The organism is Sinorhizobium meliloti (assembly GCF_017876815.1).
In the GTDB taxonomy this organism is placed as follows: Bacteria; Pseudomonadota; Alphaproteobacteria; order Rhizobiales; family Rhizobiaceae; genus Sinorhizobium; species Sinorhizobium meliloti.
This window is the reverse complement of the sequence record NZ_JAGIOS010000001.1, coordinates 409,379-434,642: the sequence shown is the minus strand read 5'-3', so window position 1 is coordinate 434,642 and position 25,264 is coordinate 409,379. Positions and strand designations below refer to the sequence as shown.

Here is a 25,264-nt window from a genome sequence, read left to right as displayed (position 1 = left end):
GGGCGTATTCAAGAGGAATTGAAGAGGGGGGACGAAGGGTGGGCCGGGGCGTTACCCGATCCGGCACATCGCATCCTGCGGCGACCTTGCGTGTTCGACCAGTCGCCGGTGCAGATGCCGTGGGCTTCCGCCTCGCCGTCAGTTGCTGGAGGCCTTCGGCCGCTGCTCCGGGTCGGGGTCGACGCGTCTGCCGAAATCGAGGATAAGCTCTTTCAGCGAAGGCTCTGCAACGCGCTTTGCCGCCTCACGATAGTCGACCCACTCCAGCCGCCTGCTGCCTTTCTCCGGGAAGTTCTTGCAAAAATCCTCAACTTCGAGCGCATGCACCTGCACCTTGCAGGAGATCTCGAGGCCGTGATCCTTCCGCTTCTGATAAACGTAGGCGCCGATGGCGGCCCTTTGCACCTTGCCCTTCACCCCGGCCTCCTCATAGGCCTCGCGCTCGGCGACCTCGTGCGCCTGCTTTCCCTGCATCGGCCACCCCTTGGGGATGACCCACCGGCCGGTGTCGCGGCTGGTGATCACCAGGATTTCCAGCGCATTCGTCTTCCTGGCAAGCCGATAGCACAGCGCCGCATACTGCATACGCGCCGGGCGACGCAGCATGAGTTGCACATCAGAAGCGAGCCGGTGCAGAAAGTTCAAGATTCCCGATACTCCTCAACGAATCAGTGGTTGCCGCTGCGCGACCCGAGTATGAACCGTCGCATGCCGCTGTAAATGCGTTCGTCAAAACACGCCGCATTCTTTCGGATTCATGCTCTTCCTTTTCGGGACCCATATATTAGCCAACTAACGCAAAGCGCGGAGTCGCGGTTCCGACAGAACCACTGCCCCATACGACCATATGTAGGAAATCGGCGGGAATTTTACCAAGGGGCACTCGCCATCCGTACTTTAGCGCTTGTCGCGCGCGACGGGTCAGGAACCGGAGCGATCGCGCTGCTGCAGGCGCAGACGGGCAATGCGCACCCACTCTCCGCTGCGCTCGGCCTCGCGCGCTGCCGTGGCGACGAAATCGATGTGGCTCTGCGCGGCTGTCTTAGCGGTTTGTGGATCGCCGACCATGATCGCCGCATAGATCGCCTCATGCTGCGCGAGAAGCTGGTCGCGCGCGCCGGGCGCGCCGAAGACGGAATTGCGGTGGAAGAAGATGCCTTGGGTCAGCAGCCTGTAACAGGCCCTGAGGGTGTGAAGCAGGATGATATTGTGAGCGCTTTCGCCGATAGCATTGTGCAGTTCGATATCGGCTTCGAGCTCTTCGGCGAAATTGCCGCTCTTGTGCGCGGAGCGCATGCGCTCGATGACGCGGGTAAGAATGTCGCGGTCGAAGTCGGTTGCGCGGGTCGCCGCCAGTTCCGCCGTCAAGCCTTCGAGTTCGCGCCGGTATTCGAGATAGTCCTGCGTCGCCTTGTGGTGGCGTCCGATGAGCTCGATCAGGGGTTTGGAAAAAATCTGGCCGACCACGTCGGCGACGAACGTGCCGCCGCCATGCCGGCTCTCGACGAGACCGCGCGCCTCCAACTCCTTGAGCGCCTCACGCAGGATCGGCCGCGACACGTCGAAGCGCCTGGAGAGTTCTCGCTCGCCCGGCAAGCGATCGCCGTCGCGCAACACGCCCTCGAGGATCAGAAGCTCGATCTGCTGCACGACCTCGTCGGCCGTCCGGCTATGGCTGATGCGGGCATAGAGGTCGTCCTGGTTTTCGGTCACGGCCACGTCTCCCGGAGCGCCAAGGGCATTGTGCACAGGTTTCGCCGGCCTCCGCTTCCATTCGGCAATCTAACAGGGCCTATCAAGTGGTCAAATTGATTGTCCACTCTGCGGGTGTTGACAAAGATCGAACTGCGTCAAAGCGCCCTGTTCTTTTTACCTTATCCGTTGATAAGAAGGTGATGATGAACGCGTGAGGGGGAAGAAGCGCTTCATGCCAAAGGGCAGTTTTGCATTTCCGGTGGCGCCGTTGCGCGCCCAGGCGCTCGGCGAGGTTCATTCACGGCCCTATGCGCTGGTGACGACTCCGCGCGTCATCTTTCAACTCGCCTTCATGACGGAGGGCGGGTCGATCGTCGATCACGCCGTGATGTCCGAGTTGTCGCGCTCGCGCGGCATCGCCCCGCCCGGTCGCGACGCCAATCACCACGCGATCCCCTGGGGGCAGGGAACGCTGCGCTGGGAGCGGCACACGGAATTCTCCACCTATTTCTGGGACGCGCCCGCGCCGGAAAGCTTCGGCGGTGAGGTGCCGATCCATCCGTTCGGCGACGGTTTTTCGCCCCCGGGCTCGCTGATTTCCGGAATTCGTCTGGAAATCCGTCCCGATACGCCGGACACCCGCGAGGCCATCGGCGCCTTCGATCCCACGAGCCTCTGTTACAGCGAAACCAAGAATGGCCAGGCGGTGCTCGTGACCGACTTTCGCCAGAACGGCGACGGGCTGACCCAGGTGCTCGTTATCGATCGCGGCATGACGGAGGCGGGAACAGGCGCCCTGGTGCAGCGCCTGCTCGACATCGAGACCTACCGCACGCTCGCCATCCTCGGCCTGCCGCTTGCCCAGTCGCTGTCGCCGGAGATCCGCCGCACCGAGGACGGCCTGACGGCGGTGACGCAGCGCATGAAGGAAAACGTCCGCGAGGAGGCTGACGAGATGCTGGCGGAGATCACCCGCCTTGCCGCCGATCTCGAAGCGGGTGCCGCCCTCAGCCTTTATCGCTTCGGCGCCAGCCGCGCCTATTACGGCATTGTCCAGGAACGCATCCGCACGCTTTCCGAGACGCCGGTGCCCGGTTACGAGACGATCGGCACCTTCCTCGAGCGCAGGCTGGCGCCGGCAATGCGCACCTGTCAGTCGGTCGAGGAGCGGCAGGCGAACCTTTCGCGCAAGCTCGCCCGCGCTACGGCTCTCCTGAGAAGCTGGATCGACGTCGAACTGGAACGGCAGAACAGCGCCCTGTTGAATTCGATGGATCGCCGCGCCAAGCTGCAATTGCGCCTGCAGCAGACCGTCGAAGGACTGTCGGTGGCGGCGATCTCCTATTATGTCGTCGGGCTCTTCGGCTACCTCGCCAAGGCCGTCAGTCATGAAATACCCGTCGATCCAGGTCTCCTGACGGGCCTCGCCGTTCCCTTCGCGGTCGCCGGGGTCTGGCTGGTGGTGCGGCGCATTCGCCGGCATCACGACGAGCACGGATAGACTATTGCTCCCAGTAGGGCACCGGCCCGTAGAGTGCGGCGAGATAGTCGATGAACTGCCGCACCTTGGCCGGCAGGAATTGCCGGCTCGGATAGACCGCCGAAAGCGTCAGCTTGTGCGATCCTTCCCATTGCGGCAGCACCTGAACCAGTCGCCCCTCCCGAAGTTCCCTGCCGATATCCCAGGTGGAGCGCAGCGCGATGCCGGCGCCGGCAATCACCGCTTCGCGGATGATTTCCGACGAGTTGGTGACGAGCGGTCCCTCCGGCCGATAGGAGAGGCTGCCGTCGGGCCCCTCCAGCTTCCAGTTGTCGTTGTTGTGTGCCGGAAGGCAGATGTGCTTCGCGAGTTCGCCGATCTCCGTCGGCGCTCCATGACGGGCGACATAGCTCGGCGCTGCGCAGAGAAGCCGGCGCACCGGCGCGAGCTTGCGGGCGACGAGGCTCGAATCGCTGAGTTCGCCTATTCGGATGGCGAGGTCGAAGCCTTCTGCGACGATGTCGGTGAAATCGTCGGTCAGCACGATGTGCAGCTTCAGGTCGGGATGGTCCTTCATGAAACCGGTCAGATGCGGCGCGATGTGCATGCGGCCGAAGGAGGTCGGCGCGGAAATGCGCAGCGTCCCCTGGACCTGGGAGGAGCGGCCGGAGGCATAAGCCTCCGCCTCCTCGAGGCCGGCGAGAATGCCGAGAACCCGGTCATAGAAACCCTGGCCGGCCTCCGTCAGCGAAATCTGCCGCGTCGTGCGCTGCAGGAGCCGCGCGCCCAGCCTGTCTTCGAGCCGCTTGATGCGTTTGGAAATCACGGCTGCGGAAAAGCCGAGCGCGCGTCCCGCCGCCGACATACTGCCGGTCGACACCACCCGCGCGAAAATTTCGAGATCGCCTAGATTCGTCATCAATCCTGATCATTGTTTCCAAAGGCGAAAAGATCATTAACATTTGCCGGGTGTCCGTCCACCTCTATAAAAGGTTTGAGCGGGACGCACTGAGGTCATTGTTTGTGTATGTCCTTGTCTCAGATCCGCTGCACACTTTTGGGCGACATGCATTAGTGGTAAGCAAAAAATACCACTTTGCTGTGAATGGGAGGCGCTCATGCCGGAGACGATCGGCTTTCTGAAGCCAAGGCAGGCCGTCCTCGATCGTCGGCGGGAAATCGTCGCCGATCTTGCCGATCTGTTGCCGGAAGGCGGCCTCATCAGCGACGAGCGCGGCCTCAAGCCCTTCGAGACGGATGCGTTTATCGCCTATCGGCGGATGCCGCTCGCGGTCGTTCTTCCCGAGACGACGGAGCACGTGGCCGCGGTGCTCAAATATTGCAGCCGCTACGGCATTCCGATCGTGCCGCGGGGCGCCGGCACCTCGCTCTCCGGCGGCGCCATTCCTCAGGAGGACGCGATCGTCGTCGGTCTGTCGAAGATGTCGCGCACCCTGGATATCGACCTGTTCAACCGCACGGCGACGGTTCAGGCGGGCGTGACCAATCTCAATATTTCCGATGCGGTTTCGGCCGACGGCTTCTTCTATGCCCCGGATCCGAGTTCGCAGCTCGCCTGCACCATAGGCGGGAACATCGGGATGAATTCCGGCGGCGCGCACTGTCTGAAGTACGGGGTTACGACCAACAACCTTCTGGGCGTCAAGATGGTGCTTTTCGACGGCACCGTGATCGAACTCGGCGGCAAGGCGCTCGACGCGCCGGGATACGACCTGCTTGGGCTCGTCTGCGGTTCGGAGGGGCAGCTCGGCATCGTCACGGAAGCGACGGTGCGGCTGATTGCGAAGCCCGAAGGTGCGCGGCCCGTGCTCTTCGGATTTGCCTCTTCCGAGTCCGCCGGCAGCTGCGTCGCCGATATCATTGGATCGGGCATCATCCCCGTCGCAATCGAATTCATGGACAGGCCGGCGATCGAGATCTGCGAGGCCTTTGCCCAGGCCGGCTATCCGCTCGACGTCGAAGCATTGCTGATCGTCGAAGTGGAAGGCTCCGAGGCTGAGATGGATGCGACGCTCGCCGGCATCATCGAGATCGCCCGCCGCCACGGCGTGATGACGATCAGGGAATCGCAATCGGCTCTGGAAGCGGCACTGATCTGGAAGGGGCGTAAGTCGGCCTTCGGCGCAACCGGCCGGATTGCCGACTATATCTGCATGGACGGAACGGTGCCGCTGAGCCAGCTCTCCCATGTCTTGCGCCGGACCGGGGAGATCGTCGCCGGCTACGGCCTGCGGGTAGCGAATGTCTTCCATGCCGGCGATGGCAACATGCATCCGCTGATCCTCTACAACATCAACGATCCGGAGGAAGCTGCCCGCGCGGAAGCTGCCGGCAACGACATACTGAAGCTTTGCGTCGAGGCGGGCGGCTGCCTGACCGGGGAACACGGCGTCGGCATCGAGAAACGCGATCTGATGCTGCACCAGTACAGCAGGGCCGATCTCGGCCAGCAGATGGCGGCGCGCGCCGCCTTCGATCCGCAATGGCTTATGAACCCGTCGAAGGTTTTTCCGCTCGAAGGACGGCCCGCGGCATGATCGTCCATTTCGAACCGGCAAGCGAGGAGGGGATCGCGTCCGTCGTGCGTTCCGCGGCGGCCGAACGCGTCACGCTCGCCGTGGTCGGCGGCGGCACGCGCGCAGGTCTCGGCAATCCCGTGCGTGCGGACAGGACGCTCTCGACCAGGCGCCTTTCCGGCATCGTCACCTATGACCCGGCCGAGATGACCATGAGTGCGCTTGCCGGAACGCCGGTTGCCGAAGTCGAGGCGGCACTGCACGCCAAGGGCCAGATGCTCTCCTTCGAACCGATGGACCACCGGCCGATTTTCGCAACGACGGGCGAACCGACGATCGGCGGGGTCTTCGCCGCCAATGTCTCTGGGCCTCGCCGCTACGTCGCCGGTGCCGCTCGCGACAGCCTGCTCGGGGTGCGTTTCGTCAACGGCCGGGGAGAACCCATAAAGGCCGGCGGCCGGGTGATGAAGAACGTGACGGGGCTCGATCTCGTCAAGCTCATGGCGGGGTCCTACGGCACGCTCGGCATTCTGACCGAAGTCACCTTCAAGGTGCTGCCACTGCCGCCGGCGGCGGCGACCGTCGTCGTCTCCGGGCTGAACGATGCGGAAGCCGCCGCGGTGATGGCCGAGGCCATGGCGCAGCCGGTGGAGGTTTCGGGTGCGTCGCATCTGCCGGAGAGCGTGCGAAGCCGCTTTCTCGACGGTGCATTGCCGGATGGCGCCGCAACGGTGCTGCGCCTCGAAGGCCTCGCGGCATCCGTTGCCATTCGGGCGGAGAAGCTTGGCGAAAAACTATCGCGCTTCGGGCGGATATCGCAGCTCGACGAGGCGCAGACAAGAACCCTGTGGGCGGAAATCCGCGACGTAAAGCCCTATGCCGATGGCACCAGACGGCCTTTGTGGCGCATATCGGTCGCCCCTTCCGCGGGCCATCAGCTCGTCGCCGCATTGCGCCTGCAGACCGGCGTCGATGCCTTCTACGACTGGCAGGGCGGTCTGGTGTGGCTGCGCATGGAGGCAGACCCGGAGGCGGAGCTGCTCCGCCGTTATATCGGCGCGGTCGGTGGCGGACATGCGGCGCTTCTGCGTGCCGGCGAGGAGGCGCGCGGCCGCATTCCGGCCTTTGAACCGCAGCCCCCGGCCGTGGCACGATTGTCGGAACGCATCCGCGCCCAATTCGACCCGTCGGGCATATTCAATCCGGGGCGCGCAGCAGCGTTGGTCCGGAACTAGGCGAAGGGGCCTTTCGCCATCGTGCGGTCTAAAAGATCGGCCTAAGACGAAGAGAATCGATCATGCGATTTCCGGCCAGCCCGACGGAGATCAAAGTGATCCAAAGGCCGCAAGGCGCCACATGGAGTACTCGGTTGCAGACCAACTTCTCCCCTGAGCAGCTCGCCGACCCGCATGTCGCCGAATCCGAAACGATCCTGCGCAAATGCGTGCATTGCGGTTTCTGCACGGCCACCTGTCCGACCTATGTGGTCCTCGGCGACGAACTCGACAGTCCGCGCGGGCGAATCTACCTGATCAAGGACATGCTCGAAAACGGCCGTGCGGCAGACAGCGAGACCGTCACCCATATCGACCGCTGTCTCTCGTGTCTTTCATGCCTCACCACCTGTCCTTCGGGCGTCGACTACATGCATCTCGTCGACCACGCCCGTGCCCATATCGAGAAGACCTATAAGCGGCCGTTCAAGGACCGGCTCGCCCGCTCCGTCATTGCCGCCACTCTTCCTTATCCGTCACGGTTCCGGCTGGCGCTCGGGGCTGCCGGTCTTGCGCGCCCGCTCGCCGGATTGCTGAAGAGGGTTCCCTTCCTCAGGACCTTCGGCGTCATGCTCGATCTGGCGCCGAGCGCGCTGCCGGCAGCGCGTGGGGCAAAACCGGCTGTCTACGCGGCAAAGGGCACGCCGCGCGCCCGCGTTGCGCTTCTGACCGGCTGCGCGCAGCCGGTGCTGCGGCCGGAAATCAACGATGCGACCATCCGTCTGCTCACGGGCCAGGGGGTCGAGGTGGTCGTTTCGGCGGGAGAGGGCTGTTGCGGGGCGCTCGTCCATCACATGGGACGGGACGAGCAGGCACTGCAGGCTGGCCGGCACAACATCGATGTCTGGCTGAAGGCGGCGGAGGAGGATGGGCTCGACGCCATCATCATTACCGCATCCGGCTGCGGCACGACGATCAAGGATTACGGTCATATGCTGCGACTAGATCCGGCATATGCGGAAAAGGCTGCGAGGGTTTCCGCGCTGGCCAAGGACGTCACCGAATATCTCGCGACCCTCGACCTGCCGGAGCAGGGGGCACGGAATCTCACCGTTGCCTACCACTCCGCCTGCTCGATGCAGCATGGACAGAAAATCACCTCGGCACCGAAGCAGCTCCTGAAACGGGCGGGCTTTTCGGTTCGCGAGCCGGCGGAGGGGCATCTCTGTTGCGGTTCGGCCGGAACCTACAACATCCTGCAGCCTGAGATCTCGGCGAAGCTGAAGGCGCGGAAGGTCAGAAATATAGAGGCGACCAAGCCTGAAGTGATCGCTACCGGCAATATCGGCTGCATCACGCAGATCGCCAGCGGCACGGAGATACCGATCCTGCACACGGTGGAGCTGCTCGACTGGGCCTATGGCGGCCCGAAGCCGGCGGGGTTGTGACAGTCAGGGGGTGAGCAGGCCCCCTCATCCGCCTGCCGGCACCTTCTCCCCGCAAGCGGGGCGAAGGGACTCGCTGCGCGCTCTACCTCCTCATCGGTGCGGGAGAATTGCTAGCGCAGCCGCTTGTTCCTTCTCCCCGTCAGACGGGGAGAAGGTCGCGGCAGCGGGATGAGGGGCCACACGCGGCGTAAACCGGACGTCGAAGGAATCCTGCCGGTGCGGCCCTCCCTTCCGGCCGTCAACCGCCGAAAATCGTGCGGAAAATGTCGACGCCGCGATCGTCGAAATAGGTGTCGCCGGGCTTGCTGCCGGGGCCGATGACGACGACTTTCGTGCCGATGCCGGCACGCTCATAGAGGTGTTCGACATCCTCGTTCATCATCCGGATGCAGCCCGAGGACATGTTCTGACCGATGGTCCAGGGCTGGTTGGTCCCGTGGATACGGAAGATCGTGTCGCGGCCGCCCTTGTAGAGATAGAGCGCGCGGGCGCCGAGTGGATTGTCGATGCCTCCGGGCTGGGTGATGGGCAGGATCCGACCCTTCGCTCTTTCTCGCACACGCATCTCGGCCGGCGGCGTCCAGCTCGGCCACTCGGCCTTTCGGCCAACCTTGACGACACCGGACCAGCCGAAACCGTCGCGGCCGACGCCGATGCCATAGCGCGTCGCCCGGTTGGGGCCATCGATGTAATAAAGATACTTGCTGTTGGTATCGACGATGATGGTGCCGGGGGCCTCGTCCGTGCGGAAGCGCACCTTGGTGCGCCAATATCTCTGAGGTGGCTTCTTCTGCTTGGCGACCTGAATGATGTCGGAACGCTTTACGCCCGCGCCGGCAATATCGGCCGGGCTGAATGCCGAAGCGTTTGCGGAAATAAGAAGAGCAGCGGCCGCGACTGCAAGCGCGGCCATCCCCGTGACATGACGTCTCATTTACGATTCCCTCTGAACCCTCGTTGCAAGCAAGCCACGCGATTTAACCGCAAGTGGACGCCCGCGATACATTCTATAGTGCGGCGATTTCGGTAAGACTTGTATCTGAGGGAACATCTGTTGCTTCAAAACCACGTTTTTGGGAGTTGAAGAGAGAAAACGCGGAAGAAGTATTGTGCATCCATAGTCGCTATATCACGATGACTTTTGTGCCGACCTTCACCCTCTCATAAAGATCGACCACATCCTCGTTGCGCATGCGGATACAGCCGGAGGAAACGCCGTAGCCGATCGTCCACGGTGCATTGGTGCCGTGGATGCGATAGAGCGTCGAGCCTAGATACATGGCGCGAGCGCCGAGCGGATTCTCCGGGCCGCCGTCCATCCGGGCTGGCAGATAGTGACCCCGGGCTGCCTCGCGCGCGATCATTTCCTGCGGGGGCGTCCAGTTGGGCCACTCGGCCTTGCGCGTGATCCTGTGCTCTCCGGCCCATTCGAAGCCCGGCTTGCCGACGCCGACGCCGTAGCGCCGCGCCTCGCCGTTGCCGGTGACGAGATAGAGAAAGCGGTTGTTGGTGTCGATGACGATGGTCCCGGGCTTCTCCTTCGTCTCGTAAGCGATCATCTGCGGGAGGAACTGCGGATCGATTTGCGACTTTGCAGGCTTCTGCCTGCGCGCGATCGAGGCTGGCTGAACGGCTGCGTTGGCGGGGCGGCGGCTGAGCTCGCGCCGCTCAAGCCGCTTTCGGGTGGTCTTGGGTACCTGCTGGCGATAGACCACGCGCTCGCCCGTCAGCTGCATCACCCAGGGGGCGGTCAGATCCGGGCTGACGATGACGGGCGGACGGTTTTGATAACGGTCCTGCGCGCCTGCAACCCCGGAAAGGATCGAGAATAAGCATGCGGCAAGACAAAGGGATTTCTTGAGCATCGGACGGACTCGCTACTTGGCCGGAACAATCTGGAGGAGCCCGGGTGAGTTGTCCCGCCCAGGCCTTTCGTTCAATTCAATGGGGCGGAGCTCGGGAAATCGCATGCGCGTTCCAGTGCTCCGGCAATTGCGCGATGCTCTCACCTGTCCGCAACCGAACGGTAAACGGCGCCGCGCTGAAGGGCGGCCGCGGCAATAAAGCTTTGGGTAGGGTTATTCGCCTCTTTATCGATGTGGTTTGCAAATGGTAAACGGAACAAAAGAGAAACGATGGAGAGAGGCGAAATGGCAGCCAGGGGCTTGATTACGGGGGACGACGGTCTTGATCGCTGTGCTTGGCACGGCAATCTGGAGGATTACCGCCGCTATCACGACGAAGAATGGGGCCGGCCGGTCGCCGACGATCACAGGTTGTTCGAAAAGATCTGCCTCGAAGGCTTTCAGTCGGGCCTCTCCTGGCTGACGATCCTGAGAAAGCGTGATGCGTTTCGCGCCGCATTTGCGGGCTTCGACTTCGACAAGGTCGCCGAGTTCGGCGAGGAGGACGTCGAGCGTTGCCTCGCCGATGCCGGCATCGTCCGCCATCGCGGCAAGATCGTATCGACCATCAACAATGCGCGCCGCGCGAAGGAACTGCGCGCGGAATTCGGTTCACTGGCCTCCTATTTCTGGTCGCATGAGCCCGATGGAAGCGAGCGTCCGCAGATCGTCGATTTCGAGACCCTCATCGCCAATCCGACGACGCCGGCCTCGGTGCGGATTTCGAAGGATCTGAAGAAGCGCGGCTGGACCTTTGTCGGCCCGACGACCGTCTATGCCTTCATGCAGGCGATGGGCCTCGTCAACGACCATATCGAGGGCTGCTTCTGCCGCGCGCCGATAGAGGACCTGCGCCGGCGCTTCGCACGTCCGGCGGCCTGATTGCCGCATCCGGTAAGGACATCGCCCTCCCCGTTCGATGGAGAGGGCGATGTTCTCTGACAGCGATTAAACCATCAGGGTTGGGCCGGGTATGGCCTGGCCGATTTGAAGGAGCGGAGCGCGTAGTATATCGCACCGGCTATGGCGACGCCGAAGAACCAGCCGTAGACACCCCACCAGGCCGGCATGACGGATGTAAGCCCCGGCAGGATCGAGGAGAAGACGATCCCGATGCCGGCGGCGATCAGCGCGTTGACGTGCCAGCCGTTCTCGAAGCGGAACTCGCCGTCTTCGCGGTAGAGCGCCTCCACATCCACGCGGCCCTTTCGGATGAGGTAGTAGTCGACCATCATGACGCCGAAGATCGGGCCCATCGTATTACCGATCATGTTGACGAAGTGCGCAGCCCCCCCTTCCCAAGGCGCGAAGGGATAGAGCGCGAGGGCGATCAGCGCCGCGATATAGCCACCCTTCTTGAAGTCGATGTGCTTGGGAAAGACGTTGGCGAAGTCGAAGGCGGGCGAGACGAAGTTGGCGACGACGTTGATGCCGAGAGTCGCCACCGCGAAGGTCAGCGCGGCGAGCAGCGCCAGGAACCAGCTGTCGAACTTGGCCGAAATCTGGTCGGGGTGCAGCAGCACCTCGCCATAGACATTGAAGGCGGCGATGGTGGTGACGCCGGCAACCAGCGAGAACAGGATGAGGTTGACCGGCAGGCCCCAGAGATTGCCGACCTTCAGCGACCGTTCGCTCGGGCAGTAGCGCGAGAAGTCGCAGAAATTGAGATAGAGCGCGGAGAAATAGGTGACCCAGATCGCGGCCACCGCGCCAAGCGCGGCGAACGACCCCGGTACCCCCGGCACGCCGGCGTTCTTGGTCTTTTCAAGCAACACGTCCATCGGGATCGTGTGGCTGAACGAGAAGCCGCCAGCCTTGACGACGAGATAGATCGCAAGCAGCAGCATCATCACCCAGACTGCTGGACCGGCCCAGTCCTGAAATTTTCTAACCGTTTCCATGCCGTTCTGGATGATCAGCAGTTGAAGACCCCAAACGACGACGTAGCAGACGAGTTCGAGGGTGGAATGACCGAGCATGTGGCTCGACTGGTGGAACTGAAGCAGGCTTTCATTGCGGACAAGCAGCGCGACGATGGCGCCCGAGGCTGCCGCCGTCTGCGCACCGTACCAGAAGCACGCGACGATGGCGCGGACGATTGCCGGGAAGTTCGCGCCCCAGATACCGAAGGACGCCCGGGCCAGGACCGGGAATGGCACACCGGTGCGCACGCCGGCAACGCCGACAAGCTGCATCAGGAAGAAGATGATGAGCGAGCCGATGCCGATGGCCAGGAGGAAGTTCATGAAGCTTCCGCAGAAGAGAAACAGGCTGGCGGCGAGATAATATCCCCAAAGGCTGTGCACGTCCGATGTCCAGACGTTGAAAATGGAGAATGCGCCCCAGTTGCGTTCTTTGGCGGGCGCGAGGTCTTCGTTGTACAATTGTGGAGATGCACCGGGTGGTATCGTCATCGTTTCCCCTCTTGACGTCATGGCACCTGTGCCTATGGAAGAGGAGCTTGCGGCCCACTGTCAATATCGGTGCCGCCTCGGAGCCGAGTGGCACCGGGTCCAAACGCGAAAATCTTTCCGTTCGTCACGTTAAACGTTCGTCCCGGTCTTCTTTGAACAGAAAAGGCTGCGCACGTCCCTAACGGTGCTCTAGCCGCCATTGTGGGCCAGCCATTCCTTCATCATCCTGATCTCTGCTTCCTGTGCCTTGATGATGTCATCGGCGAGTTTGCGGATTGCTTCGTCCTTGCCGTGTTCGAGCTCGACCTTCGCCATGTCGATCGCTCCCTGGTGGTGAGCGATCATGGCGCGTACGAAATCGAGATCGGCATTGCCGCTGAAGGCGATGTCCATGTCCTTGTGCATCTTGGCGTTCGCCTCGGCGAAGGCCTTGCTCGACGGGGACGCGTCACCCGCCGCGCCGCTTTCTGCCGAACCGTGATGCATGCTGCCGTGGTCGGTCTCCTGCGCGAGCGCGGGAGCAGCAGCGAATGTGGCGGCGAGAAACAGGGCAGCCATGAATCGTTTGGGGACCATATCGTTTCCTTTCATCGAGTCCGCCGCTGACGGGGGGACAGAATGCAAAGATGATGGAAATTGGCACGCGCCGTTACGCGTTCGGTTTTTCAGTCTCGGGTAGCGCGAACACGCCTTCGAGCGAACCCTCTGCGCCCTCGTCCGTAAGTGTCGAATTGCCGATGCAATAAAGCGGGGAAGGATGTCCCGTTGCGCCGCGGACGGTGGTCGAGAAGCAGAAGGACGAGGAGCTTTCCGTCGCCTGTTCCAGAATATTCAGGATCGTGGACCGGTCGCCTCTGTCATAGGCCCTGACAAGGTCGATGATGCCGCAGGGATTGCGCCGCAGTCCGAGGAGGGCGGCGGTTTTGGAACCTATCATGAAGGCGCCGCTGGAAAGGTCGCAGCGCCACGGCTCCACCAGGCAGCCCGCCTGCGAGACGCGGCGGGTCCAGGCTCTGTGCGTCTCCGGACTCAAAGGCTTTATGGCTCCGGATCCCGGTGTCATGAAGTTCAGCATATCGCTCAGTCCCCAAACTCGCGCTCGATCTGCTGCGTAACTTATACGCGTAAACGGTAAGATATACAATCACGGCATTGTGATCGCAGCTTTGGCGCAGGAACGCATGCAACGCCGCAATGTTCCGGAAGCCCGCACGCGCGCGGTCTCGCGGCTTGTCGCCGCCCTTGCCGCCCCTGCCATGATCCGGTAGGGAAGGCACCGACCAAGCTTGAAGTCCGGAATGCTTTCAATGAATGAAAAACAGAAGAAAACGCAGAAGCTCAGGGCACGCCTGCCGCGCGGCTTCGTCGACCGGTCGGCCGCGGACATTCGCGCCGTCGACGAGATGATCGCGAAAATCCGCGAGGTCTATGAACGCTACGGCTTCGATCCGGTGGAAACGCCGCTCTTCGAATATACCGACGCGCTCGGCAAGTTCCTGCCCGACAGCGACCGGCCGAATGAAGGCGTCTTTTCGCTGACCGACGACGACGACCAGTGGCTGAGCCTGCGCTACGATCTGACCGCGCCTCTCGCACGTCACGTGGCCGAGAATTTCAATGAAATCCAGCTTCCCTATCGTACCTATCGCGCCGGTTACGTTTTCCGCAACGAGAAGCCGGGCCCGGGCCGCTTCCGCCAGTTCATGCAGTTCGATGCCGACACGGTCGGTGCCGCCGGCGTGCAGGCCGATGCCGAAATGTGCATGATGATGGCCGACACGATGGAGGCGCTCGGCATTGCCCGCGGCGATTACGTGATCCGCGTCAACAACCGCAAGGTCCTCGACGGCGTCCTGGAGGCGATCGGTCTCGGCGGAGTCGAGCAGACGAATACGCGGCTGACGGTGCTGCGCGCCATCGACAAGCTCGACAAGTTCGGTCCGGAAGGCGTGCGGCTGTTGCTGGGCGAAGGGCGCAAGGACGAGAGCGGCGACTTCACCAAGGGCGCCGGGCTCAACGAGGAGCAGATCGGCAAGATCCTGTTCTTCGTTGGGATCACCGACTATGCCAGGAGCGCGGACGAACTGGCGGCGCTCGTCGCCGGAACGGCTCGCGGCGCCGAGGGCGTCAACGAGTTGAACACGATCCGCGGTCTCGTACTCAGCGCCGGCTACGAGGCGGACCGCATCAAGATCGACCCGTCGGTGGTGCGCGGCCTCGAATATTATACCGGCCCGGTCTTCGAAGCGGAGTTGCAGTTCGCCGTCACCAATGAAAAGGGCGAGAAGGTCGTCTTCGGCTCCGTCGGCGGCGGCGGCCGCTACGACGGCCTCGTGTCGCGCTTCATGGGACAGCCGGTGCCGGCGACCGGCTTCTCGATCGGCGTTTCGCGGCTGATGACCGCACTCAAGAATCTCGGCAAGCTGGGCGCCGAACAGGTCACCGCTCCGGTTGTCGTTTGCGTGATGGATCGCGATATCGAAAGCATGGGGCGCTACCAGCGCTTCGTGCAGGATCTTCGCCATGCCGGGATCCGCGCCGAAATGTACCAGGGCAACAAGAAGAACTTCGGCGATCAGCTCAAATATGCCGACCGTCGGGGATCGCCGATCGCCGTGATCCAGGGGGGTGACGAGCGCGCCTCCGGCGTCGTGCAGATCAAGGACCTGATCGAAGGCAAGCGGCTCTCGGGCGAGATCGAGGATAATGTCGCCTGGCGCGAGGCGCGTGTCGCGCAGGTTTCCGTTCCGGAAGGCGAACTCGTCGCGAAGGTACGCCAAATTCTGGCGGAACAGGCCGAGGACCGGAAAAGGGCGGGCTGACCGCAATGCCTCTGATCAATCTTCCCGCCTTTGCCGGCGACCTCCTTGCGGACTTCGAGCGCCGGAACACGCTGCGCGTCGATACGCCGGTCATCCAGCCGGCGGAGCCTTTCCTCGATATGGCCGGCGAAGATCTGCGCCGGCGCATCTTCATGACCGAGAGCGAGACCGGCGAGAGCCTTTGCCTGCGCCCCGAGTTCACCATTCCCGTCTGCCTCCGGCATATCGAGACCGCAACCGGCACGCCGCAGCGCTACGCCTATCTGGGCGAGGTGTTCCGGCAGCGCCGCGAAGGATCGAGCGAATTCTATCAGGCGGGCATCGAAGACCTTGGCGATCCGGATACGGCCGCTGCTGACGCCCGCGTGGTCGGCGACGCGATGTTCGTCCTCGCCAACCGATTGCCGGGCGAGCGGCTGAAAGTGACGCTCGGCGACCAGTCGGTGTTCGAAGCGGTGATTGCAGCCTGCGGCCTGCCCGGGGGCTGGCAGAAGCGCCTCATCCATGCCTTCGGCGATCAAAAGCAGTTGGAACGGCTCCTGGCGGCGCTCGCCGATCCGAAGTCGCCCGGCGTCTTCGGTCACGACGTCGAGCGCGTCGCGGCGCTCGGCATGCTCGAGGACGAAGAACGGCTCGTCGCCCATATCGGCGAGACGATGAAGGCGACCGGCTATTCGACCAATGCGGGCCGCTCGCCCCGCGACATAGCGCGGCGCCTGAAGGAAAAGGTCGAACTCGCCGCCATCCGACTGGACAAGGAAGCGCTCGGCGTCATGCGCGCCTTCCTGGCTCTCGATCTGCCGCTCGCCGATGCTCCGGCGGCGCTCCACCGCTTCGCCGGCAAGGCGCGCCTGAAGATCGATGATGCGCTGGCGCTCTTCGATGCGCGCGTGGCCGCGCTTGCAAGGGCCGGCGCCGATCCCGGTCTGATGCGCTACCGCGCCGCCTTCGGACGGCCGCTTGATTACTACACCGGGCTCGTCTTCGAAATCGGGGTCGAAGGCACGCCGGCGGTGCTCGCCGGCGGCGGCCGGTTCGACCGCCTCCTGACCTTGCTCGGCGCCCGCGAGCATATTCCGGCCGTCGGCTTTTCGCTCTGGCTCGACCGGATAGAACAGGCGATCGCTGCGGGGAGGGCGGAATGACCGTCACCATTGCGCTGCCCTCCAAGGGGCGAATGAAAGATGAGGCCTCGGCGATCTTCGAACGCGCCGGGATGAAGATTGCGGCGGTCGGCAGCGACCGGTCCTATCGGGGCCGCGTTGAAGGATGGGACGACGTCGAGATCGCCTATTTGTCGGCCTCGGAAATCGCCCGTGAGATCGGCAGCGGCGCGGTCGATTTCGGCGTCACGGGCGAGGACCTCGTGCGCGAAGGCCTGGCGGACGCCGATGCCCGTGTGGACTTCGCCGCCCGGCTCGGCTTCGGTCACGCCGATGTGGTCGTCGCGGTTCCCGAGATCTGGTATGACGTCGACACCATGGCCGACCTCGGCGATGTCGCCGCGGACTTCCGCGCGCGCCACGGCCGGCGGCTGGCGATCGCCACCAAATACTGGCGGCTGACGCAGCAATTCTTCTCGGGCAGCCACGGCATCCAGCTCTACCGCATCGTCGAGAGCCTGGGAGCGACCGAAGGCGCGCCGGCATCCGGCTCAGCCGACATCATCGTCGACATCACCTCGACGGGATCGACGCTCAAGGCCAACCATCTGAAGATCCTTTCGGACGGTGTGATCCTGCGCTCCGAGGCCTGCCTGGTGCGGGCGCGCAAGGCCACCCACGAGGGTAATCCCGTGATCGACCGGATCGTTGCTGCCGTGCGGGCGGTGCTCTGAGCGCGAGGACGGCGAAGGTGAAGGCCGGCAATTTGCCTTCCACCCTGACAAATGCAACCGGCGCTCCCTATGTTGGGGCGGCAGACACCCTTTCGATTTCCCACCTAGAGGCATCCGTCATGGCTGATCTTTCCTCGTTTCCGATCACGGCACGCTGGCCGGCGAAAAATCCCGATATCATCCAGCTCTATTCGCTCCCGACGCCGAATGGCGTGAAGGTCTCGATTGCCCTCGAAGAACTGGGCCTGGCCTATGAGGCGCACCGCATTTCCTTCGATACCAACGAGCAGAAGTCGCCCGAATTCCTGTCGCTCAATCCGAACGGCCGCATTCCGGCGATCATCGATCCGAACGGACCGGACGGAAAGCCGATCGGCTTGTTCGAATCCGGCGCGATCCTGATCTATCTTGCGGAAAAGACCGGCAAACTCCTTCCGGCGGACGCGGCCCGCCGCTACGAGACGCTGTGCTGGGTCATGTTCCAGATGGGCGGCATCGGACCGATGTTCGGGCAGTTCGGCCATTTCTTCAAATTTGCCGCCGACAAGGTCGCCAACAACCCCTATCCCGTTCAACGCTATCGCGACGAAGCGAAGCGTCTTCTCGGCGTCCTCGAAGCGCGGCTCGAGGGCCGTCAATGGCTGATGGGGGAGGAATACACCATCGCCGACATCGCGACCTATCCCTGGGTGGAAGGGGCGCGGAAGTTCTATGGTGGCGCCGAGGTGCTCGACTATAAGAGCTTCCCGAATGTCATGGACTGGGTGGATCGCGGCCTGGCACGCCCTGCGGCCCAGAAGGGCATGGAGATCCCGCGCAAGGAGTAGATCAAGAGCGCGGAGCCTTCCGGCCGGAGATTGACCGGACGCCGGCCGGGAGGATAGCGATGAGCAGAGACGATTGAGGTGGAGCAGGTGTCGGGAAGACTTGTTGTTGTCGGTGGCGGTCAAGCCGCATTCGCTTTGGTCGCCAAGCTTCGCGCCCTCAAGGACATGCGTCCGATCACCGTCGTCGCCGCCGAAGCGAGCCTGCCCTACCAGCGGCCGCCGCTCTCCAAGAAATACCTGTTGCGCGAAATGACCCTCGATCGCCTGCTTTACCGGCCGGAGGCCTGGTATGCGGAGCACGAGATCGACATTCGCCTTTCCACGACGGTGACGCGGGTCGATCGTCTCGCAAAGCAGGTAGCGCTGAGCGACGGCTCGATGCTCACCTATGAGACGCTTGCCTTCGCGACCGGCGCCACGCCGCGCCGGCTGCCGGCTGCGGTGGGCGGCGATCTCGCGGGCGTTTTCGTCGTGCGCGATTTCCGGGATGCCGATCGGCTGGCAGAGGAGATGCAGCCCGGCCGGCGGGTGCTGGTCGTCGGTGGCGGTTATATCGGCCTCGAGGCTGCGGCGGTTGCCCGGACTTCGGGGCTTGAGGTCACGGTCATCGAAATGGCCGATCGGATCCTTCAGCGCGTCGCCTCCGCCGCCACCTCGGCGATCGTCCGCGAAATCCACCGCTCTCACGGCGTCGACATACGTGAGCGCACCGGGCTCCATCGTCTGATCGGCGACAACGGCCGCGTGACGGCGGCGGAACTCTCCGACGGCTCCGTCATTCCCGTCGACATCGTGATCGTCGGCATCGGCGTGGCGGCGAATGATGCGCTGGCGCACGAAGCCGGCATCGAAACCGCAAATGGCATTGTCGTCGACAGCCATGGCCGGACCTCCGATCCAACGATCGTCGCCATGGGCGACTGCGCCGTCCTGCCGTGGGACGGCATGCGAATCCGCCTCGAATCCGTGCAGAATGCCGTCGATCAGGCGGAAGCGGTTGCCGCGGTTCTTGCGGGCGGCACCGATCCCTACGATCCGAAGCCATGGTTCTGGTCCGACCAGTACGACGTCAAACTGCAGATCGCCGGCTTCGGCCTCGGCCACGACGAAACGCTCGTCCGCCAGGGCCAGCGTCAGGGCAGCGTCTCGGTCTGGTATTTCCGCCAGGGCAAACTGATCGCGGTCGATGCGATCAACGACGCCAAGGCCTATGTGACGGGGAAGAAGCTTCTCGAGGCGGGGGCCACGCCGGACCGTTTGCTGCTCGCGGATCCGCAGGTCGATCTGAAGGCATTGCTTGTATAGTAGCCGCGATGCCGCCGTCTGCGCTGCAACTAGGGCATATACCATCTGATCCTCTCGCGGGACCATTGCCTTGGGGCAGATAAGCGGTTTTGACTTCACATGCCCAAACGATGCCACGGGCAGAACGCAGAAGCGGAAGCGAGAGCCCGCCGCAAATATTCTCCCCCTTGTGGGGGAGACGACAAGCGGCTTGACCTTCACCTATCCCGAACGATGCCGTCGGCAGACTGCATAACTGGAAGCGAGAGCCAGCCGGATTTCTCCGCGGCAACGGCCCCTCCCGAGGGCCAGACGTGGCAGCCAACTTATATTTCCGCGGATTGTGGCGGGGGCCGGAGCAATAAGACCTACGGAAACCAAATGGAAGCGGTAAGCGCCGAACATGGAAACCGCTGGCGGCCTTCGCGATCTCTGCTTCGTGGCCGGCGGCGTTAAACAAAAAGGGCGGCTCGAGAGCCGCCCTTCAGATCCGGATGGATCGTGCTAAGGCTGTCGCCTTATCACATCATGTCCATTCCACCCATTCCGCCCATGCCGCCAGGCATTGCCGGAGCGTCCTTCTTCGGCAGTTCGGCGATCATGGCTTCGGTGGTGATGAGCAGCGAAGCAACCGAGGCTGCGTCCTGAAGCGCGGTGCGAACGACCTTGACCGGGTCGATGATGCCCATGGCGATCATGTCGCCATACTCGCCGGTCTGAGCGTTGTAGCCGAAGTCGTCGGTGTTCTTCTCGAGGATCTTGCCGACAACGATGGAGGCTTCGTCGCCAGCGTTTTCAACGATCTGACGGGCCGGAGACTGCAGAGCGCGGCGAACGATGTTGACGCCGGCGTCCTGATCGTCGTTCTCACCCTTGACGGTGATCTTGACGGAAGAACGCAGCAGGGCAACGCCGCCGCCCGGTACGATGCCTTCCTGAACGGCAGCCCGCGTCGCGTTGAGGGCGTCGTCGATGCGGTCCTTCTTTTCCTTCACTTCGACTTCCGTCGCACCGCCGACGCGGATGACAGCGACGCCGCCGGCGAGCTTGGCAAGGCGCTCCTGCAGCTTCTCACGGTCGTAGTCGGAGGTGGTTTCTTCGATCTGGGCCTTGATCTGAGCGACGCGGCCTTCGATGTCGGACTTCTGGCCGGCGCCGTCGACGATCGTCGTGTTTTCCTTGGTGATCGAAACCTTCTTAGCGCGGCCGAGCATGTCGAGCGTGACGCTTTCGAGTTTGATGCCGAGGTCTTCCGAGATCACCGTGCCGCCTGTCAGGATGGCGATGTCTTCGAGCATGGCCTTGCGGCGGTCGCCGAAGCCCGGGGCCTTGACGGCAGCGATCTTCAGGCCGCCACGCAGCTTGTTGACGACGAGCGTTGCGAGTGCTTCGCCTTCGACGTCTTCAGCGATGATGAGGAGCGGCTTGCCGGTCTGCACGACGGCTTCGAGAACCGGGAGCATCGCCTGGAGGTTGGAGAGCTTCTTCTCGTGCAGGAGAATGAAAGCGTCTTCGAGGTCGGCGACCATCTTTTCCGGGTTGGTGACGAAATAGGGCGACAGGTAGCCGCGGTCGAACTGCATGCCTTCGACGACTTCGAGCTCGGTCTCGGCGGTCTTGGCTTCTTCAACCGTGATGACGCCTTCGTTGCCGACCTTCTGCATCGCTTCCGCAATGTCGAGACCGATCTGCTTTTCGCCGTTTGCCGAGATCGTGCCGACCTGGGCGACTTCGTCCGAGGTGTTGATCTTCTTGGCCTTGGCGAGCAGGTCCTTGACGACTTCGGCGACAGCCAGGTCGATACCGCGCTTCAGGTCCATCGGGTTCATGCCGGCGGCAACGGCCTTCGCGCCTTCGCGAACGATCGCCTGGGCGAGAACGGTTGCAGTCGTCGTGCCGTCACCGGCAATGTCGTTGGTCTTCGAAGCGACTTCGCGGACCATCTGGGCGCCCATGTTCTCGAACTTGTCTTCGAGTTCGATCTCCTTGGCGACCGAAACGCCGTCCTTGGTGATGCGCGGCGCGCCGAACGACTTGTCGATAACGACGTTGCGGCCCTTCGGGCCGAGCGTCACCTTGACTGCATCGGCGAGGATGTCGACGCCGCGCAGCATCTTTTCGCGCGCGCTGCGGCCGAACTTGACTTCTTTAGCTGCCATTTTGAAAGCTCCTGGTTTCGAAATTCCGGAACTGGTCCGGTTTCAAATTGCGGAAGTTTGAAGGGTTGCCGGCGATCAGCCGATGACACCCATGATGTCGGCTTCCTTCATGATCAGAAGGTCTTCGCCGTTGATCTTGACTTCGGTGCCGGACCACTTGCCGAACAGGATGCGGTCGCCAGCCTTCACGTCGAGCGGAACAACCTTGCCGCTTTCGTCACGGGCACCCGAACCGACAGCCACGATTTCGCCTTCCTGCGGCTTTTCCTTAGCGGTGTCCGGAATGATGATGCCGCCCTTGGTCTTTTCTTCAGACTCGACGCGGCGGACGACAACGCGGTCGTGCAGCGGACGGAAATTGGTGCTTGCCATTGTCTAATCCCTCGATCAAATGACACTGCGGGTCACGGATGGACCCGCCAGATGGGTGTTAGCACTCATATCAAGCGAGTGCTAGCGCCAGCCGAGATAAGGCTGGCCGTGAAATGAGTCAAGGATAGGCTCCGAGATTTTTTGCCGGCCATGATCGTTGACAGACCGGCCGCACTTTTGTTTGATGAGTGCCATGGGGTAAGCGAATGCCTCACGAGGCGCCATGCCGGAATTTCGCGTCCGCTAACGATCTAAAGGACGTCGTATCATGGCATCGTTCAACTCCATCTCATCCGAAAAACTCGCTCGTCTCGTTGGTACTCCCAAGGCGCCCGTCGTCATCGATGTGCGCGATGACGACGACTTCGCAGCCGATCATCATCTCGTGCCGGGCTCCTTCCATCGCGGCCATGTTCACGTGCCGCAATGGGCCGAGGAATACCGCGGCGGCTGGGTTGTCGTGCTCTGCAAGCACGGCGGCAAACTCAGCGAGGGTGCCGCCGCATGGCTGCGTCATGCAGGCGCGGCTGCGGAGATACTCGACGGCGGTATCGAAGCGTGGCGGGCCGCGGGACTGCCGCTCGTTCCGGTCGCAAGCCTTCCGAATTCAGACCCTGCGGGGGGATCCGTCTGGGTGACCCGATCGCGGCCGAAGATCGACCGCATAGCCTGCCCCTGGCTGATCCGGCGCTTCGTCGACCCGCGTGCCCGGTTTCTTTATGTCACGCCGGCGGAGGTCGAGGCGGTCGGCGAGCGCTTCGGTGCGACGCCGTTCGACATCGAGGGCGTCTTCTGGAGCCATCGCGGCGAGGAATGCACCTTCGACACGATGGTCAAGGAATTCGGTCTCTCGTTCCCCGCGCTGGAGCACGTCGCCCGTATCGTCCGCGGCGCCGACACGGACAGGCGCGAACTGGAACCGGAGGCGGCGGGGCTGCTTGCCGTTTCACTCGGCCTATCGCGCATGTATGCCGATGATCTCGAACAGCTCGAGGCGGGGATGACGATCTATGATGCGCTCTATCGCTGGGCGCGTGATGCGACGCAGGAAAAGCACGACTGGGTATCGCATGGCGGAAAGGGGAAAAGGCCATGAACGGAGGGACAGCCGTGGAAGCCGCGCCCGCCTTCCCGCCGCGGCTTGTTTGATTACCACATCCCTGGAAGAGGCGAGACTGCAGGATCCGTTTCCTGCCAAAGGAAACATGCAATAGGCCGCGCAGTCGGCACTCGAGGAATTCAAGCGCATCGCCATGCGCGCCGACAAAACCGACCGGAGCTTCAACGCGCCGCTTCCCGGAATTGCTTTAAAATCCTTGGGAAGTGCCGCGTTTTTCTCGGCGTAAGGCTTGTATTCTTGCCCCTTCCTTGCGATGTCAGCCGGAAAGCCGAGTTTGCAGGAAGCCAGCATGGCCGTCAGGATCAACAGTTTTCGGGAAATCGCCGGTCGCTACGACGTTGTCCTTTGCGACGTCTGGGGTGTGCTTCACAACGGCATTCAAGCCTTTGCATCCGCCTGCGAAGCGCTGGCCGAGGCGCGCGCCCAGGGGCTCACCGTCGTTCTCATCACCAATTCACCCCGGCCGCATCCGGGCGTCACGGTGCAGATCCGCGGCCTCGGCGTCCCCGACGAAGCCTATGACCGTATCGTCACTTCCGGGGACGTGACGCAGGCGCTGATCGCGGCGGCCGACAATCGCATCTTCTTTATCGGGGCGGACCGGGATCTGCCGCTGCTTGAAGGGCTCGGCACCGAGATCGTATCCGCCGACGAGGCCGAGACGATCGTCTGCGCCGGCTTCTACGATGACGAGACCGAGACGCCCGAGCACTACCGCGCGACGCTGACGGGGCTCGCCAAGCGGAAAATACCGTTCATCTGCGCCAACCCCGATCTCGTCGTGGAGCGCGGACATAGGCTCATCCCCTGTGCCGGTGCCATCGCCAAACTCTATGAAGAGCTCGGCGGCGAGGCCCGCATTGCCGGCAAGCCCTATATCGCGATCTATCGCGCCGCTCTCGCGGAGGCCAAGGCCGCCAGGGGTGCCTTCGATCTTTCGCGCGTCATCGCCATCGGCGACGGGATGCCGACCGACGTCAAGGGCGCACAGGATGCCGGCTTCGACCTGCTCTACATCAGCGCGGGCATCCATGCGCAGGAATACATGCACGAAAGCCGGACCGACGAAGCCAGGCTCATGGCCTTTCTGAGGCAGAATGGGGCCCAGCCGAAATGGTGGATGCCGCGGCTGGCATGACGGGACGATCGGCATGACCGTTTTTCACCGCAACGAGACCCGCGATCCGCTGCCCGAACATCTTCGCGGCGGTGTGGTCGCGATCGGCAATTTCGACGGCGTGCACCGCGGCCATCAGTCGGTGCTGAACCGCGCGCTGGAGGAGGCCGTGAAGCGGGCCGTTCCGGCGCTCGTGCTCACCTTCGAGCCGCATCCGCGTACCGTGTTCCGGCCCGACACGCCGGTATTCCGCCTCACCCCGGCACCGCTGAAAGCCCGCATCCTCGAGGGAATGGGCTTTGGGGCCGTCATCGAATATCCCTTCGACCGGAGCTTTTCGGAGCTTTCGGCCTCCGACTTCATTCATAGCATCCTTCGCGAATGGCTGCACGCCTCCCATGTCGTCACCGGTTTCGATTTCCATTTCGGCAAGGGGCGGGAAGGCGGGCCGGCCTTCCTGATGGCGGCCGGGGAGCGCGAGGGATTCGGCGTGACGCTCGTGGATGCCTTCCGCGACGAAAACGCCGCCGTGATTTCCTCGAGTTTCATTCGCTCCCTGCTCGCCGACGGCGACGTTCCGCACGCGGCCGGGCTGCTTGGCTATCGCTATACGGTCGAAGCCGAAGTCATCGACGGCAAGAAGCTCGGCCGCACGCTCGGCTATCCGACCGCGAACATGCGCCTGCCGCCAGAGGCGGAGCTTAAAAGCGGCATCTATGCGGTGCGTTTCCGCAGGGCGGACGGGTCGCTCCATGACGGTGTCGCAAGCTTCGGCCGTCGCCCGACCGTCGACAGCGACGGCGAAGCCCTGCTGGAGACCTTCGTTTTCGATTTCTCCGCGGATCTCTACGGCGAGATCTGCGCCGTATCCTTCTTCGGCCGATTGCGCGACGAACTCAAGTTCGACGGTCTGGAGCCATTGATGGTCCAGATGCGCAAGGACGAGAGCGAGGCGCGCGCGCTGCTTGCGGGCGTCCAGCCCCTGAGCGGGATCGACCGCAGGCTCAATTTCGCCTGAGCGGCGCCAGGGCCCT

23 protein-coding genes are annotated in these 25,264 nt (G+C 63.1%); 13 read left to right on the top strand and 10 right to left on the bottom strand.

The genetic code is table 11. The annotated features are described in order from the left end of the window. Positions 1-138: 138 nt before the first annotated feature. Both JOH52_RS02075 and JOH52_RS02070 read right to left on the bottom strand, forming a co-directional pair. Complete coding sequence (locus JOH52_RS02075) at positions 139-645, bottom strand: NUDIX hydrolase (protein ID WP_010968805.1); 507 nt, start codon at positions 643-645, stop codon at positions 139-141. 276 nt (positions 646-921) lie between these two features. Continuing rightward, positions 922-1,713, bottom strand: coding sequence for a FadR/GntR family transcriptional regulator (locus JOH52_RS02070; protein WP_187292983.1), 792 nt, complete (start codon positions 1,711-1,713; stop codon positions 922-924). Positions 1,714-1,927: 214 nt separating this feature from the next. Here JOH52_RS02070 and JOH52_RS02065 point away from each other — a divergent pair, with 214 nt between their 5' ends. Continuing rightward, on the top strand, positions 1,928-3,196 hold the full coding sequence (locus tag JOH52_RS02065) for a DUF3422 family protein (protein WP_010968806.1): 1,269 nt from the start codon (positions 1,928-1,930) through the stop codon (positions 3,194-3,196). 1 nt (position 3,197) lies between these two features. On the opposite strand, the gene JOH52_RS02060 is transcribed toward JOH52_RS02065, so the two are convergent. Next, positions 3,198-4,094, bottom strand: a complete 897-nt coding sequence (locus JOH52_RS02060) for a LysR family transcriptional regulator (protein ID WP_010968807.1) — start codon at positions 4,092-4,094, stop codon at positions 3,198-3,200. Positions 4,095-4,293: 199 nt separating this feature from the next. On the opposite strand from JOH52_RS02060, the gene JOH52_RS02055 reads away from it, so the two are divergent. The 3 genes from JOH52_RS02055 (at position 4,294) to glcF (ending at position 8,374) form a co-directional block, all read left to right on the top strand. Then, positions 4,294-5,733 (top strand): FAD-linked oxidase C-terminal domain-containing protein, encoded by a 1,440-nt coding sequence (locus JOH52_RS02055; RefSeq protein ID WP_010968808.1) that lies wholly within the window; start codon positions 4,294-4,296, stop codon positions 5,731-5,733. Next, positions 5,730-6,947 carry a glycolate oxidase subunit GlcE gene (gene glcE / locus JOH52_RS02050; protein ID WP_010968809.1) on the top strand — a complete coding sequence of 406 codons (1,218 nt, stop codon included), beginning with the start codon at positions 5,730-5,732 and terminating at the stop codon, positions 6,945-6,947. Before JOH52_RS02055 ends, glcE begins: the two co-directional genes overlap by 4 nt. 62 nt (positions 6,948-7,009) lie before the next feature. Further along, entirely contained in the window at positions 7,010-8,374 is a 1,365-nt protein-coding gene (glcF, locus tag JOH52_RS02045; RefSeq protein ID WP_013844075.1) for a glycolate oxidase subunit GlcF, read from the top strand. A 238-nt stretch (positions 8,375-8,612) separates the two neighbouring features. Here glcF and JOH52_RS02040 read toward each other — a convergent pair whose 3' ends face one another. Together JOH52_RS02040 and JOH52_RS02035 are read right to left on the bottom strand one after the other, a co-directional pair. Beyond that, complete coding sequence (locus JOH52_RS02040) at positions 8,613-9,308, bottom strand: L,D-transpeptidase (protein WP_013844076.1); 696 nt, start codon at positions 9,306-9,308, stop codon at positions 8,613-8,615. Between the two features lie 190 nt (positions 9,309-9,498). Continuing rightward, positions 9,499-10,239: a L,D-transpeptidase gene (locus JOH52_RS02035; RefSeq protein WP_010968812.1), complete on the bottom strand. Its 741-nt coding sequence runs from the start codon at positions 10,237-10,239 to the stop codon at positions 9,499-9,501. 285 nt (positions 10,240-10,524) lie between these two features. On the opposite strand from JOH52_RS02035, the gene JOH52_RS02030 reads away from it, so the two are divergent. Next, positions 10,525-11,160 carry a DNA-3-methyladenine glycosylase I gene (locus tag JOH52_RS02030; RefSeq protein ID WP_010968813.1) on the top strand — a complete coding sequence of 212 codons (636 nt, stop codon included), beginning with the start codon at positions 10,525-10,527 and terminating at the stop codon, positions 11,158-11,160. Between the two features lie 74 nt (positions 11,161-11,234). Here the strand turns inward: JOH52_RS02030 and JOH52_RS02025 are convergent, their stop codons facing one another. The 3 genes from JOH52_RS02025 to JOH52_RS02015 all read right to left on the bottom strand — a co-directional run bounded on the left by JOH52_RS02025 (position 11,235) and on the right by JOH52_RS02015 (position 13,767). Further along, the gene (locus JOH52_RS02025) at positions 11,235-12,692 is read right to left on the bottom strand and encodes an NCS1 family nucleobase:cation symporter-1 (protein ID WP_014529064.1); all 1,458 of its coding nucleotides are present in this window, start codon (positions 12,690-12,692) and stop codon (positions 11,235-11,237) included. A 189-nt stretch (positions 12,693-12,881) separates the two neighbouring features. Further along, a complete protein-coding gene (gene copM, locus JOH52_RS02020; protein WP_010968815.1) occupies positions 12,882-13,268 on the bottom strand; it encodes a CopM family metallochaperone in 387 nt (128 codons plus the stop codon). A 73-nt stretch (positions 13,269-13,341) separates the two neighbouring features. After that, positions 13,342-13,767: a hypothetical protein gene (locus JOH52_RS02015; protein ID WP_010968816.1), complete on the bottom strand. Its 426-nt coding sequence runs from the start codon at positions 13,765-13,767 to the stop codon at positions 13,342-13,344. A gap of 232 nt (positions 13,768-13,999) precedes the next feature. Here JOH52_RS02015 and hisS point away from each other — a divergent pair, with 232 nt between their 5' ends. From hisS to JOH52_RS01990, 5 genes are all read left to right on the top strand, one after another. After that, entirely contained in the window at positions 14,000-15,514 is a 1,515-nt protein-coding gene (hisS, locus tag JOH52_RS02010; protein WP_010968817.1) for a histidine--tRNA ligase, read from the top strand. 5 nt (positions 15,515-15,519) lie between these two features. Beyond that, entirely contained in the window at positions 15,520-16,659 is a 1,140-nt protein-coding gene (locus JOH52_RS02005) for an ATP phosphoribosyltransferase regulatory subunit (protein WP_010968818.1), read from the top strand. After that, positions 16,656-17,351: an ATP phosphoribosyltransferase gene (gene hisG / locus JOH52_RS02000; protein ID WP_010968819.1), complete on the top strand. Its 696-nt coding sequence runs from the start codon at positions 16,656-16,658 to the stop codon at positions 17,349-17,351. Before JOH52_RS02005 ends, hisG begins: the two co-directional genes overlap by 4 nt. 119 nt (positions 17,352-17,470) lie before the next feature. After that, complete coding sequence (locus JOH52_RS01995) at positions 17,471-18,178, top strand: glutathione binding-like protein (RefSeq protein WP_026029796.1); 708 nt, start codon at positions 17,471-17,473, stop codon at positions 18,176-18,178. An 87-nt stretch (positions 18,179-18,265) separates the two neighbouring features. After that, on the top strand, positions 18,266-19,483 hold the full coding sequence (locus JOH52_RS01990) for an NAD(P)/FAD-dependent oxidoreductase (RefSeq protein WP_010968822.1): 1,218 nt from the start codon (positions 18,266-18,268) through the stop codon (positions 19,481-19,483). Positions 19,484-19,983: 500 nt separating this feature from the next. On the opposite strand, the gene groL is transcribed toward JOH52_RS01990, so the two are convergent. Further along, positions 19,984-21,621 (bottom strand): chaperonin GroEL, encoded by a 1,638-nt coding sequence (groL, locus tag JOH52_RS01985; protein WP_010968823.1) that lies wholly within the window; start codon positions 21,619-21,621, stop codon positions 19,984-19,986. 75 nt (positions 21,622-21,696) lie between these two features. Continuing rightward, positions 21,697-21,993, bottom strand: coding sequence for a co-chaperone GroES (gene groES, locus JOH52_RS01980; RefSeq protein WP_010968824.1), 297 nt, complete (start codon positions 21,991-21,993; stop codon positions 21,697-21,699). A gap of 268 nt (positions 21,994-22,261) precedes the next feature. Here groES and JOH52_RS01975 point away from each other — a divergent pair, with 268 nt between their 5' ends. From JOH52_RS01975 to JOH52_RS01965, 3 genes are all read left to right on the top strand, one after another. Beyond that, complete coding sequence (locus JOH52_RS01975; RefSeq protein WP_010968825.1) at positions 22,262-23,089, top strand: chromate resistance protein ChrB domain-containing protein; 828 nt, start codon at positions 22,262-22,264, stop codon at positions 23,087-23,089. 313 nt (positions 23,090-23,402) lie between these two features. After that, the gene (locus JOH52_RS01970) at positions 23,403-24,251 is read left to right on the top strand and encodes a TIGR01459 family HAD-type hydrolase (RefSeq protein ID WP_010968826.1); all 849 of its coding nucleotides are present in this window, start codon (positions 23,403-23,405) and stop codon (positions 24,249-24,251) included. Between the two features lie 13 nt (positions 24,252-24,264). Next, a complete protein-coding gene (locus JOH52_RS01965; protein WP_010968827.1) occupies positions 24,265-25,248 on the top strand; it encodes a bifunctional riboflavin kinase/FAD synthetase in 984 nt (327 codons plus the stop codon). The last annotated feature ends 16 nt before the right edge of the window (positions 25,249-25,264 follow it).

Coding starts and splice junctions, on each gene's coding strand:
- JOH52_RS02015 (WP_010968816.1), bottom strand. CDS start 13,767: ATGCTGAACTTCATGACACCGGGATCCGGAGCCATAAAGCCTTTGAGT.
- JOH52_RS01995 (WP_026029796.1), top strand. CDS start 17,471: ATGGCTGATCTTTCCTCGTTTCCGATCACGGCACGCTGGCCGGCGAAA.
- groL (WP_010968823.1), bottom strand. CDS start 21,621: ATGGCAGCTAAAGAAGTCAAGTTCGGCCGCAGCGCGCGCGAAAAGATG.
- JOH52_RS02005 (WP_010968818.1), top strand. CDS start 15,520: ATGCCTCTGATCAATCTTCCCGCCTTTGCCGGCGACCTCCTTGCGGAC.
- JOH52_RS02055 (WP_010968808.1), top strand. CDS start 4,294: ATGCCGGAGACGATCGGCTTTCTGAAGCCAAGGCAGGCCGTCCTCGAT.
- JOH52_RS02060 (WP_010968807.1), bottom strand. CDS start 4,094: ATGACGAATCTAGGCGATCTCGAAATTTTCGCGCGGGTGGTGTCGACC.
- hisG (WP_010968819.1), top strand. CDS start 16,656: ATGACCGTCACCATTGCGCTGCCCTCCAAGGGGCGAATGAAAGATGAG.
- copM (WP_010968815.1), bottom strand. CDS start 13,268: ATGGTCCCCAAACGATTCATGGCTGCCCTGTTTCTCGCCGCCACATTC.
- glcF (WP_013844075.1), top strand. CDS start 7,010: ATGCGATTTCCGGCCAGCCCGACGGAGATCAAAGTGATCCAAAGGCCG.
- glcE (WP_010968809.1), top strand. CDS start 5,730: ATGATCGTCCATTTCGAACCGGCAAGCGAGGAGGGGATCGCGTCCGTC.
- JOH52_RS01970 (WP_010968826.1), top strand. CDS start 23,403: ATGGCCGTCAGGATCAACAGTTTTCGGGAAATCGCCGGTCGCTACGAC.
- JOH52_RS02030 (WP_010968813.1), top strand. CDS start 10,525: ATGGCAGCCAGGGGCTTGATTACGGGGGACGACGGTCTTGATCGCTGT.
- JOH52_RS02035 (WP_010968812.1), bottom strand. CDS start 10,239: ATGCTCAAGAAATCCCTTTGTCTTGCCGCATGCTTATTCTCGATCCTT.
- groES (WP_010968824.1), bottom strand. CDS start 21,993: ATGGCAAGCACCAATTTCCGTCCGCTGCACGACCGCGTTGTCGTCCGC.
- JOH52_RS01965 (WP_010968827.1), top strand. CDS start 24,265: ATGACCGTTTTTCACCGCAACGAGACCCGCGATCCGCTGCCCGAACAT.
- JOH52_RS02065 (WP_010968806.1), top strand. CDS start 1,928: ATGCCAAAGGGCAGTTTTGCATTTCCGGTGGCGCCGTTGCGCGCCCAG.
- hisS (WP_010968817.1), top strand. CDS start 14,000: ATGAATGAAAAACAGAAGAAAACGCAGAAGCTCAGGGCACGCCTGCCG.
- JOH52_RS02040 (WP_013844076.1), bottom strand. CDS start 9,308: ATGAGACGTCATGTCACGGGGATGGCCGCGCTTGCAGTCGCGGCCGCT.
- JOH52_RS02025 (WP_014529064.1), bottom strand. CDS start 12,692: ATGACGATACCACCCGGTGCATCTCCACAATTGTACAACGAAGACCTC.
- JOH52_RS01975 (WP_010968825.1), top strand. CDS start 22,262: ATGGCATCGTTCAACTCCATCTCATCCGAAAAACTCGCTCGTCTCGTT.